Source organism: Moorena sp. SIO4G3 (assembly GCF_010692305.1).
Classification (GTDB): domain Bacteria; phylum Cyanobacteriota; class Cyanobacteriia; order Cyanobacteriales; family Coleofasciculaceae; genus Moorena; species Moorena producens_A.
The window spans coordinates 1-12,604 of sequence record NZ_JAAHIG010000267.1 but is presented as its reverse complement, the minus strand read 5'-3'; the positions used below and the strand labels follow the sequence as shown (position 1 = coordinate 12,604).

The following is a 12,604-nucleotide window of genomic DNA, read 5'->3' as shown; positions in this document are numbered from 1 at the left end:
TCTTAACAGACCAAATCCAACTGGTGTGACCCCGTAATATCTTAAAACATTGACCAGTATTGACCTCCCATAACCGGATGGTTTTGTCATCACCACTACTGGCAAGAGTCTCACCAAGAGGACTAAAGCTAACCGATTGCACCCAATAGGAGTGACCACACAATACTTTCAGGCATTGACCTGTACTTACTGACCACAAGTGTATGGTTTGGTCAGCGCTGCTGCTAGCGAGAATTTCACCATTGGGATGAAATGCCACAGAAGTCACCCAACCGGTGTGTCCCTCCAGTCTCTTTAAACAGTGATCATTACTGACATCCCACAACCTGACCATGTGGTCAGTACTGGCACTGGCTAATTGTTCACCATTGGGACTGAATACTGCTGAAAATACAGAATTAGTATATCCTTGTAAAATTTTAAGACATCTACCTGTGTTGCTATTCCATAGACGTACGGTTTGGTCACTGCTGCCACTAGCTACGGTTCGACCATCCCGATTAAATGCCACTGAAAATATAGAATTGGTGTGTCCTTGTAGGTAGTTCAGGCATTCACCAGTGCTGACATTCCACAGCCTCACCGTCTGGTCATCACTGCCACTGACTAGGGTTTGCCCATCTGCACTAAACATCACTGACCGTATTCTGTCGCTATGGTTAGTTAAGGTGTTGAGACATTCACCTGTGCATGGGTCCCACAATTTAATGGTAAAGTCAGCACTAGCACTGGCTAACATCGCACCATCGGGACTAAAATTAACTGACCAAATCCGATTAGTATGACCATGACAGATCTGGCGACATTCACCAGTACTAAAATCCCAAAGTCTCACTGTTTGGTCATCACTAGCACTGGCTAAGGTTTTACCATCTGCACTAAAGGCCACCGACAGGACTTGACCGGTGTGTCCGTGACATACCTGACGGCATTCACCAGTGTTTACATCCCAAAGCCTTACGGTTGATTCATCACTACCACTGGCTAGGGTTTTACCATCCCTACTGAATGCTACTGACCAAATGGAACTGGTATGGCCTTCTAAAGTTTTAATACACTGACCTGTGCTGACATTCCATAGTTTAATAGTTTTGTCACTACTGCAACTGGCTAGGGTATTACCATCAGGACTAAAGACAACAGACCAAACCCAACCAGTATGACCTTTGCAAATTAAAATTGGCTTACCATTCTCCACTTGCCATAAACGCAACTGACCTTCCACATCTCCAGTAGCTAAAAGCTTACCATCAGGACTAAACGCTACCCCAAATACGACTCCTAAGGTTTTAGTAAACACTGACTTGGATAAATCGGAGTTAGCGAAATTGACATCTTGTAAATCCACCCCTTGTAGATAAGCTTGCCAAATTGTAACTCTTGAAAAATCATAGCCTTTTAAACAGATTTGCTGTTGACAAAGGAGATTAATAATATTTCCACCAGCGTAGCCAATGGCTAAGGCAGGTTTGCCTCGAAGCGTGTCGATAATCTGATTTAGATGGGTTTCTAGGTTACCCTTACCCGTTAAAGCAATTTGTAGACGCTCTATAATGGGTTTGATAATGAGGCGAATTTGAGTATTTCTAAGATAATCTTTGGTCTGAGCTTTGAGGAGAGCATGAGTCCTAAATAGGGAATTTTCCCAGTTGTTATTAGTGTTATTAATGGCGGTTACACCAGCAATAACGTCTTCACAGATTTGCTCAACCAAGCGTTCAGTTACATATTCCATCACCACCGGTTGTAGGCAAAACAAAGACGCTTTTCTTTCCACAAGCGATCGCTGTTCCAAGGATTCCAGGGTGTCGATCAGTTGTTGGGGTGGTACGGGGGGAAATATATCATCTCGTAAGTCAGTAAATGAAGCTTCTTCTCGATTGATGGCGAGCCAAAAAATTACTGTTCGTTCTGGCTCGCTTAATCGAGCAAAATGCTGATATAAAAGATTTTTAATATTGCCAAATATTATCGCATTTTGATTTAAAAATTCCGCAATATTACCGGCAAATAATTTATGAATTGTTGTTGCTACAATTTTTAGAGCTAAGGGATTACCAGAATAACCATTAATTAATTTATTCCATTCCTTTTCTTCACCTTCAAAATACCCGACAATATTAAAAATCTCTTGTCCTTCAGCAGTTGTTAAACCACTTAATTGTAGGGAGCGAACAGGTAGCACTTCTGCTTCTAGCAGTCCAATTTCTTGAGGCTTCTCCCGAGAGGTTAGTACTAAGCAGCTTTGATGGGAGGTTTCCCCCCAGCGTCTCAACAGTTTACCGTATTCTTCATATCCAGCTCGATAATGTCCAGCAGCATTGTTTTGAGCTCCCCCTTGTAAAATTGTTTCCATATTGTCGAGAACTAGCAAACAGCGGTGGGAGCGTATATCATTCAGCAGTCGGGAAATTTTATCGTCTGTGGTATCTGGTAAATCAATCTCTTGCTGATTGGATAGAAATCTCAGCAACTGAGTCAAAATCTCTGATAGGTCAGGAGCATTACGTAGGGAGCGCCAAATAACAAACTCAAACTGGTTTTGGAGTTGTTGGGCAAGCTTGATGGAGAGGGAGGTTTTGCCCATGCCGCCCATACCTAACAAGGCAACTAGCCGACAGTGTTCGCTCAGAATCCATTGCTGCAACTGGGCTAGTTCTGATTGTCGTCCATAAAAGAAACGAACATCAACGGCTTCTGACCAATCGTGACGTGGTTTTGCGTTCCCGTAGCGTGGCCTTAAGCCAATCCCATCGGTTTCCTCGTTCGAGTCCCCGACTGGGGTTGTGGTTTCTTGTGTAGTTGGCTGTTGGTTCGAGGATCTAGTTTCCTGTTCACTGCGCCACCGTCGTTCGATCGCTGAGCGAAAGTTCTTTTTACTGACTTTTTCCCCCAAAGCCTCTGAGAGAAGTTTCCACAGCTTCGGACCGACATCATGTTTCAGGTAAGTCGGGGAATAGCCATAGGTATCTGCAATAATATCATAACTCTGACGCTTCCAAGACCAAGATGCCTCAATTAAGGCTTGCTGTAAATCAGTGAGATAATTCCCCGATTTTTCAAACACTAAGGCATTGGCGAATTCCAGAGCGTCTTCAAGGTTCATAGATAGCAGTTGTCAATTGGGTGAGGTACTTTCATTATCGGTTGCGCGGGAGTAGGGAGTAGGGAGTAGGGAGTAGGGAGTAGAGAGCAGGGAACAGCGGATCACCGGAACAGCGGATCACCGGAAAAAATCCTGTGTACCTCATAGCTATGATCAATGCTATAATTTTTTAATTATAGTTTATTGTGCTATAAGATCATATTGTCAATTACTAATAGTTAAGGTCGTAGGTTTTAGGTTTTACGGCTAACAGAGTGAGACAATAGCCGAAAAAGCTGATTTAGTAAAGAGTACAGCAATTTAGGGTAAAAAAAAATCGGTCTAGTTATCTCAATCAGACCAATCAATATTACAATGTTACCATAATTTTACTAAATAGACTTTAAATTAAGGCGTAAGCTATCAGCTATCAGCTATCGGCAAGCTAAGGGAACAGCTTTTGAAGAAAACAGGTAAGCATTCGTTTAATCTCTGTTACGGAAAGCTGACAGCTGACAGCTGAATGCTTAATCAATCTAAACTATTGAGAAGCTTTTCAATTTTGATCGCTTGCTGCTCTTTCATTGATTCTGGAAAACTTAACTCGATCCCAATGGAATGAACAGATCCGGTATCAACTTGCTCTATAGTTTCCACCTGAGCCAAAAAACTAATATCTTTTAAGTTATTCGATTCTTGAGTTACCAGTAAACTGACCATGGGTTTAGTCTGCTGCATGATATCGAGATTGGTAATCTGGCTGCCATCTAATTCCAACCGTAAATCATGAGTCCCAATTTCCGTGATTGTCGCGCTAACGGAATAGTTTTTCCAAAAATCCCAATATAATTGCACCGCCCCTTGAACTTTTTGACGTACCTTGGTCTCTTGAGCTGGTTGGAATTCACGGAAAACTCGTCTGAGACTCGTAGCAATAAACCTCAGGGATTGTAGAGGATGGTCGGTCTGAGATCGTCTCTGGGAATACCACTCCTTGACATCAGAATAAATAACTAACACCAGATCATCGTGCTGAGTAGGGGTGAGATTAATAAAATTAACAAATATCTTCACCTGGTCACCCATAGCAACTTCTCGCACCACCCGCCCTCGGACCAAGCACTTGTGTCCGTAGTCTCCTTCGATTTCCACTCTAATTTCATCAGGGATGTTGGGTAGGGTATTCAGCAGAATTTGGACGCCACTTTCACTAATATTAACGGTTTTACCGATCCAACGGTGGTGTGGAGTATGAATCACAGCCGTTAACTTCCTTGGCATCCGGTGGGATCGACGGAGTTGGGGTTGCTCGAAAGCAACTAGACAAGCAGCAATCAGCAGGATTAAGTTAAAGATAGACCAAAACACATTAACAATCACCGCTTGGCTATCCTCTGGTCTTAACCATAGCCACAGGGGTACAGTAAACAAGGCAGCAGTAGCCAGTGCAGCCACTAACACCAGGTACTTTACCGAATCAAAATCAAAGCTGCGCTTGGTAACATTCATCCCTTTATCTGTAACATTGAAAGACCCTAACTTAGGATTAATCAGAGCTAAGAGGGTAACAATTCCCGCCTGGAATGACAGGGCAAATTCAAAAATCTCGTTCCAGAAGGAAAAACGGACGTGCTTGTAGGGAATGTGGTTGGTCTGCATCGATAAGATAACGTGAGGCAGAGCATAGCACAAGGTTTCAAAACCGAGACCCTTAACCGAATTGATGCCAAATAATAAGAATAGAGTGGGTGCGATCGCATACATCAATCGCGGGAAGCCGAAGAAAAAGTGGGCTGTGGCACTCATGTAGCACAACCGTTGCGCCAGGCTCAAATTCACCTTCCGGTTGAACAAGGGATTTTCCAGGCGCAGAATCTGAGCCATTCCCCTAGCCCAACGTACCTGTTGACCGATATAGGCCGAAAATTTCTCTGGCGCTAAACCTGCCACCATAATCTTGTCGTAATAGACCGACTCGTAACCCTTTGAGTGCAGACGGAAGGCAGTATGGCAGTCTTCGGTAACTGTTTCGGTAGCAATACCTCCGATTTCCATGACGTGGGTTTTCCGAATCACCGCCGCAGACCCACAAAAGAAAGCTGCATTCCAGAAATCATTGCCCTTTTGCAGCACCTTATAAAACAGTTCATTACCCACAGGTATTCTGCCTTCTGTGAGCAGATTACGCTCAAAGGGGTCTGGGTTATAAAACCAGTGGGGTGTTTGGACAAAGGAAACCTTAGGGTTAAAAAAGAAGCCAACAGTTTCCTTCAATAAGCTTTTAGCGGGAATGTGGTCACAATCCAGAATAAGGACTAAATCTCCTTTGGTATTGTGAAAAGCCGTATTGATATTGCCAGCTTTAGCATGATCATTGTTATCCCGAGTTAGGAGTTCGCAGCCTATATCCTCACACATTTGGCGCAACTTTTCCCTACGCTCTGGATACTTTCTGCCATCATCAAGAACATAAACCGATTTTTTATCAGCCGGATAGTCAATGGCTACAGCCGCTAAGGTTGTTTTGCGGACAATTTCGATATCTTCGTTATAGGTAGGAATGTAAATATCAACGCTAAACCACTCCTCTTGGGGAATATTTTCTAAACTAACCGCTTGACGTTCTTTGATTTTTAAGGTTTGAAAGTACGCCAGAAATAAGGTGGCGATCGCATAAAATTCTGCTCCATACAACAGCAAGCAAAAAACGATATTCAGCCACCCTTCAAAATTAAGGGTATATCGAGTGCGGTAATAAAAATAGCGTAGGGTAGTGAAAACGCTAAGTAAAACCAACAATAAGTGGAGATATTCACTGGTTTTACGATTGGGTTTATCTTCCTCCATCTGAATAATCACCCGTCCCACCAGTAACAAAATTAAACCAAGCAACCCTTGTTGCCAAATTGGTGGGCGAGCAGTAATTAGAGGAATGAATAGTAATAGTAAAGATACAATTAGCAACAGCAATTGACGGCGACTTAGCCACTGTAAAATCTCGCCAAATATATAGGGTAAGTCTTCCACTACCCAGACTGTTAGTTTCTCTCGCTGTTGGGGTGTCGTCACCAAGCCTCTTTGACCCGGTTTTGACCTAATCTTTAAAAATGGAATAGTCATTAATTTCTATCCCTAGCCATTTTTTGTAGATAAAACTGAATAACCCCGTAACTAATCAGGGTAGCAGCTATAATAGCTGGAGCTAACATCAACCAACTTCTTATTATGAAGTTAAAAATTTGCTGAGTCAACTCAGGTTTTTCCATTTGACGCTTTCGCTCTTGCTGGATAAAATCCATATTATAAGAATTTTGGTCATAAATATCGGGATTTTCCGAGTTAGCACTAATTAGTACCGTGTCTCCCTTGATTTGAGAGAATAGTGGGTCTTGGCTTAAGAAATCTTGGACTTTATCTAAACCTTTTTCGGTTTGAGCAATTAGAGCAAGCAGCACCCGTTCTTTATTCCATGGCGAGATAATTTCTTTGATCACCCCATCATGATCAGACCAGGTTTGAATCTGACTATCACTGCGCTGCCGTGTCAAGAAATCTTTTAATTTAAAGTCACCAGAGGAGAAAATTTCGGGAAACGGAAATTTATTTTGAGTACCAATTCCGACCAGATGATGGTCACTGCGTTCCTCAGTCGGTAAAGAGTCTTTGGTGTAAACTGATAGCTGGATTGATTCTGCTTTGCTTAACCGTCCCAGTCTGTTAGTGAACTTTAGTAATGTCATCAGTACACTGGTTGAGGGGTCTTTTGGTAGCACAATAACGGTATTGGATAAATCCTGAGGAGCAGCAAAGGGGAAACCAGTTTTCAGCAACCCCAAATCTGGTACTTTGGCAACACTGGTGCGCTGGAGTTCAAAATTTGTATCACTGTGCAATGTACCCCAAAGCTGTTGGTCAGTTACTTTGCTACAGGAGCGGCGTTCCCGAGCATCAAGACGAAAATCCACCTCGATTTTAGAATAGGGGTTGATTTTGTCAGTAGGCAGGGCAACCCTCAGGGACTCTCTAGTGCCACCATCGATGGAGGTTAGCTTTTTGCCGATCAGGGCAATGCCATCTAGCTTGACTTCCACTACTGAGGTTTTGGGATTAATTTGGGGGCTGTAGCTATAAATTAGGTTCATATAGTTATCCCCCTCAAACTGATCATCGGGCAATGCCCGGAAGTCAATCGTAATGGGTGGGGAATCAGAACCCCTGACTGTGATATCCTCAATCGGTTGATTGTAGGGAGTTTTGAGGTCGCTGAGCTTGAATGTGGGTTCTAGAGGTAAATAGTCTGGCCAATCACGGGGTGCAGGGGTTGGCACTTCCTCTAGCTTTTCGACTAAGATCACTTGACTGGTAGCAATTTGACGGTCTTGGGATTGCACTAAAAACTGTACTGCTTTCGCCACTCCTTCTGGCCCATTACCCGTTGCTACCAATACTGCGGCTTCATTGCCAGGAGTGGTGGTTAACATTAAGACCCCGACATCCGGTGGTAAGGCTTTGTCCTTAGCATCGAGAATCTTATTGTTTCCTACAGGAAGGGGCAATTTCAGGGATTTGAGTTCTGGCTGTTGTTCTGGTGTGCCTATGATTACCAATCGATTACCAGAAAAGCGATTAATCCCCGCTCCACTTGCCTCTTTAACCGATTTCACTAAGGAGGTCTTCAGGCGACGATAATCCGCTAGCCTACCTAAGGAAGCTTGGAAACGAGCAGTGCTAGTTAACCAATTATCATCAATCTTCTTGGGCAACAAATAAGTAATTTGATTTGGTTCTAGACTAAGGTCATCAAAGATTGGGTAAGGATAGCGATTGAAGTCTAGAGCAATCGGTTGGGGTTCAAAATCAAAGACTATTTTTGAATCCGGCAGAATTTCTGTCCATAGGGAAGGATCATAGGGGTCTTGAGTACAGGTAGGAGAGTTATTCTGTAGCGCCGCAATTGTGATTTGGTTGTAGTTACGGAGTTGGTCGATCGGAATATTAAAGAGCACATTCCCAATTTCCCCCTCCTGGCGGTTGAGAGGAATACTGCCAACGCTAACACCATTAATTAGAACGGTAAGATTAGAGCGAGTGGCATAGAGCGCTGGAGAATGGCGAAAGCGAATCAAGGCTTTGACAGATTTCAGTTGCCAATCTCGGGGACGAGTAAACCCTAGCCGTGCCTCGTCATAGATCCCTCTTAAACTAAGACGAGACCCTACTACTGGGCTGCGATTGAATTCTAGGATGTACTTACCCGCAGGAGGAGCATCGATCTCAGGAGCTTTAGTTGGTGGGGAAGGTAGAGCAAAGGTAGGTTGAGATTTTTCCTTGAGTTCCTCGATGGTACTCTCCCGTAGGGTTTTGTTGGAATCGGTGCTACTACCATCACTTTGGGCAGACACTAACGTTGTAGTTAACCCAATGGAAATACTACAGCTGAGGAATAATAGTAGGACTAAAGAATATCTTGGGAACGAAGGCCGACGATGATCTGGTTTAGCATCGAACCTCCTGGAAGTAGAGGCTTGATTAGCGCCTTGGTGACCATCTGATGGCTGTGACCTAGGAGTTTTTTTGGGTAGATGGGCAAAAGCCTTGCGAAAAAAGGGTGTCATCAGCAGAAGTTTTAACTCTGATTACAAATTAATTTGCCGCATGGGATGTTTACCTCTTGATACAGGGCTAGCGCTACCTAATCCGGAGCAAGCTAGTTGTATTACCAGCGGTTGAATAAAAATCAGATACACCCTCAGATACACCCTTGACTGATGAGAATCGGGGAACGGAATCCTCCCTATGCCAATCTTTTCGATTGGCAAGCTTCCGCAGTCTTTGAGTTAAATTTACCACAGGCTTCTAGGACATTTTGCCTAGAATAAAAGTTCAGTAAATTTGCTTGACAAATTTTATTTTATATGCATTAAGGAAAATACCTGGATTGGTATCGGGTTTCCAAATGAATTGTAAACAGTGATTAGAGTTTTTTCAATTCCCAAAAATCTCTATATAGCTCTTGCATCTTGCATCTTGCCTCTTACCTCTTGCATCTTGCCTCAGGGATTTGTTTACAACTCAAATACAAATGCGAGAATTTCTGTTCCCAGGGCGTGGGCTTTCCGTGATGGCGAACGCGCCCCGCGTGACCTACGGTCAAGGGATTGCTCGCCATCACGGGTCGCACCGCTCCCTACTCCCTACTCCCTACTCCCTACTCCCTTTGCTATTGTGATCCAGATCACACCAATCGGTCTGGAAAATCACTAAGGTGGGTGAGCTAAGTCCGTGAACTGGAATTATTTTGGACTGTAGTATATTCACATCAACTTTAAAGAAGTTTTAGATAACAGCTGGAGGAAATAAGTAATTATGACTACTCAACAAATTCGCTTCGCTACTATCACCGTTATTGATATCGCTCTGTTGTTTAGCGCCCCCCTGTTAGTACAATTTATTTCTCGGATGCCCTGAAGGTGTTTCAAGGGAGCTAAGGCCGTTGGCCAAGCTTTGCCAAGAGACCAGGGTTAACAAAATTTAATGTACCTTGATAAATGAGGAAATAGGTAATTATGAGTAGTAAACAAATTCGCTTCGCTACTATCACCGTTATTGATATCGCTCTGTTATTTAGCGCCCCCCTGTTGGTACAATTTATTTCACGGATGCCCTGAGAGAGTTTCAAGAAAGCAGGCAGTGTCGAGTAGGGTTAAAAAAATTTAAGCTACCTTGATAAATGAGGAAATAAGTAATTATGAGTAGTCAACAGATTCGCTTCGCCACTATCACCGTTATTGATATCGCTCTGTTGTTTAGCGCCCCCCTGTTAGTACAATTTATTTCACGGATGCCCTGAGAGAGTTTCAAGAAAGCAGGCAGTGTCGAGTAGGTTTAACAAAATTTAAGGTACCTTATATAGCAAAGGGAATAGGGAGTAGGGAGTAGGGAGTAGGTAAGAGGCAACAGGCAACAGGCAACAGGCAAGAGGGAAAAAATAATTTGTACCTCATAGCTATGATAAACGCTAAAAATAGCATAAAAAATGCTATTGTTGATAACAATTGTTGTAAACTGAAAAGTGTTGTCAAATTCAGCAAGTTTACTCTACTAACTTGATGACTACACTTACATCAGAAGAGATTTCAAGCTTACGTTCCGAACTGGCCAATAATCCAGAAGCGCTAGAAGCTCTTGACGTAATCGAAGAGTGGGATGGTGATTTAGCTGATGCTGCTGAATCCCTAGCCACTCGGAATGGGATTGAAGGGGTAGAAGATAATGCTGACTTGCGTTGGTTTACTGAGATACTTCGGAAATGTCGTGATTTCATCTGTCAGCCACAATATCAAAATTTGAGAGAAAAATACTTGCCTGCACTAATACCACATATAGCTGAGTTTTTGGCTGAATTACTCCTATTTCCACCGGTCGTAGCCGGACTAATTGCTACTCCAGTTGCTATCTATATTGAGAAAGAAGGCATGGAAAAATTCTGCCAATCTTACAATCCTAACCCCTAAGTGCCTGTGGCGACGGAAGCGGCCCAATAATAGGGGTTAGCAAAAGGATAGGGTTGGCGGTTAATGGCAGCATATAGTAAGTCATTGAATTTGCGACGATTGCGCTTATTGTTTTCAAATATTTGAGCTATCAAACCCTTAAACTGTTGACTTTTTTGGATTCTTGCTAAGGTTTTACTGTGCAGTGTTCGTAACCAGAATTGGGCGTTAACTAAGGCGGTTGAAACATCCCCATCTTCTAATGTTGGCAGTCGTTTCAGGTTTTTGTAGAATTTGATCACTAATAAAGCAGTGGCTAGAGGATCGACTGTCCAGAGAGTGCTGACAACGCTAGGGCTCCCTGCATAGAGAAAACCGCTAGGCAAACCAATATACTCATCTAAACCACTAGGTAAGCCAGTATCTTCGTCTTTGTTACTTTTTTCTTTGTTACTGGAAAGGGTCATCCCAGTTTCACAGGCAGAAAAGCCGACAAGACGACATTGATTGAGGTCAAATTTAAAAATTTTATACAAGGTTAGGTCTGCATCTGCTAGAAGTAGGGCTGATTCTAGGGGAGATTTAGGCTCGAACTTGCCATGACAAGAAAAGTGGACACAGTGAGCAGAGCGGAGTTGCTTGAGATTTTGATTTAGTTTGGCTTCTGTTGCGTCTGCTTCAGCAAGAACTATACTGTGGTTTGGGTCAAAGTATTGTCGGATTTTATCAACTTCTAGTTTCGAGCCAGGCAAGGGTTTTGCTTCAGATCTAGTTGGGTTTTGGATAGCAAATAGATGATTGAAATTAGGGCGATGTTGTTCTTTTGTTAGTTTTAGTAACTGGCTACTAGGAGCATAACTTACTCCTCTTTCAAAGCGGTCGATAAGTAAATTATCCTTTGATAACGGTAAAGCATGGAGTGGAAACAGATGCAGGAAACGATGGGGCACTAGAATTAAGCGATCGCATTTACCCCCAAAGTTCTCAAATACTCGATCAATCTCAGAAATAATGTTATCAATATCTAATATTGTAGCGAGATCGGCTAGACGAGAGGATAGATCGGTTATCCATTGATTTTTTTGTTCGCGGTAGGCATTGGTATAGTCTTTATCCCACTTTTCCAAGGTTTTCAGGTTTTCAGGAGAGGATGAGACAACTATGGGCTGCTGACTGTGACTGGTGACAATAAAGGTAAGAATTTTATCCCTGGTAACATACCACTCAATCATAGCAGTGCCTTGATCAATCAGGCTCTGAATATCCCTAAACGGAATAGTTTCCACGGTTTGAGTTAGACTGAAACTGGAGTCATAGTTATCATTGATTTCTTTGAGCACCTGATCTAACTGCTGTCGCGACTGCTGTAATTCTTGCCGTAGTTGTTTCCGAGAATCTTCTAAAGATTGTCGTTGCTGTTGTTGTTTGTCATCCCTATTTCCTGATAGTTTATCAAAAACTAATTGTAACTGTTTTTCCAATGATGGAATGTTTCGACGCAGTCGATCTAACTCGGTGATTATCTCTTGGGGAACGTTACCTTTAGGATAAAGGTCGCGGTTGGTGAGCAGTTGCACTAGGTCCCGGGCTTTGCTGCGTTCGACTGTTTCGATGGCTTTATCGTTCTGTTCTATATTGATTTGACATCTCCCCCGGTTAAAACACGGGGGATTCTACAAGGATGTTACGCGGTAGCGGTTTTCCCGTACCGCTTCACTCTTATGTCGATACAATTTAGACAGATGGGCGACCGATGAAAGGCGCATATTAGAAGTGGAAGGGGTAAGAGCCTTCCCCAGACCCGGGTTCAGGACTGGTTTCTACTCGAAGGGGCGTATTAAACGATGGAGTCAATGGAGAAAATAATCTAAGGATTTCCAGAAGTTATGGGTCTCACAGCTAGGGCGTGTCATCAAATAGGAATCAATCTAGTTTAGAATCGATAAATGTAGAGAGTTGAGTCAATCAGGAGCCGTGCTATCATGACGCGCCGCTATGCTTTGCGTCTCGGACCAGTGGGAACGCA

At 43.0% G+C, this 12,604-nt stretch carries 6 protein-coding genes; 2 read left to right on the top strand and 4 right to left on the bottom strand.

Going from position 1 to position 12,604, the window contains the following annotated elements:
• The 3 genes from F6J99_RS32105 to F6J99_RS32095 all read right to left on the bottom strand — a co-directional run.
• Positions 1-3,106 (bottom strand): NB-ARC domain-containing protein (locus F6J99_RS32105; protein ID WP_293119078.1); only part of this gene is annotated, 3,106 nt, incomplete at its 3' end.
• Between the two features lie 510 nt (positions 3,107-3,616).
• Positions 3,617-6,205, bottom strand: coding sequence for a UDP-forming cellulose synthase catalytic subunit (gene bcsA, locus F6J99_RS32100; protein WP_293119076.1), 2,589 nt, complete (start codon positions 6,203-6,205; stop codon positions 3,617-3,619).
• The gene (locus F6J99_RS32095) at positions 6,205-8,700 is read right to left on the bottom strand and encodes a cellulose biosynthesis cyclic di-GMP-binding regulatory protein BcsB (protein WP_293119074.1); all 2,496 of its coding nucleotides are present in this window, start codon (positions 8,698-8,700) and stop codon (positions 6,205-6,207) included. The genes bcsA and F6J99_RS32095 overlap by 1 nt, the downstream gene beginning before the upstream one ends.
• Before the next feature lie 355 nt (positions 8,701-9,055).
• Between F6J99_RS32095 and F6J99_RS32090 the strand changes: the two genes are divergently transcribed.
• Positions 9,056-9,349, top strand: a complete 294-nt coding sequence (locus F6J99_RS32090) for a hypothetical protein (RefSeq protein WP_293119072.1) — start codon at positions 9,056-9,058, stop codon at positions 9,347-9,349.
• An 845-nt stretch (positions 9,350-10,194) separates the two neighbouring features.
• A complete protein-coding gene (locus tag F6J99_RS32085; protein ID WP_293119070.1) occupies positions 10,195-10,599 on the top strand; it encodes a hypothetical protein in 405 nt (134 codons plus the stop codon).
• Here the strand turns inward: F6J99_RS32085 and F6J99_RS32080 are convergent.
• Entirely contained in the window at positions 10,596-12,155 is a 1,560-nt protein-coding gene (locus F6J99_RS32080) for a CHAT domain-containing protein (protein ID WP_293119068.1), read from the bottom strand. The genes F6J99_RS32085 and F6J99_RS32080 overlap by 4 nt on opposite strands.
• Positions 12,156-12,604 lie beyond the last annotated feature (449 nt).

What these genes read in the sequence shown, in the direction of transcription:
- bcsA (WP_293119076.1), bottom strand. Translation starts at nt 6,205, where the DNA reads ATGACTATTCCATTTTTAAAGATTAGGTCAAAACCGGGTCAAAGAGGC.
- F6J99_RS32095 (WP_293119074.1), bottom strand. Translation starts at nt 8,700, where the DNA reads ATGACACCCTTTTTTCGCAAGGCTTTTGCCCATCTACCCAAAAAAACT.
- F6J99_RS32085 (WP_293119070.1), top strand. Translation starts at nt 10,195, where the DNA reads ATGACTACACTTACATCAGAAGAGATTTCAAGCTTACGTTCCGAACTG.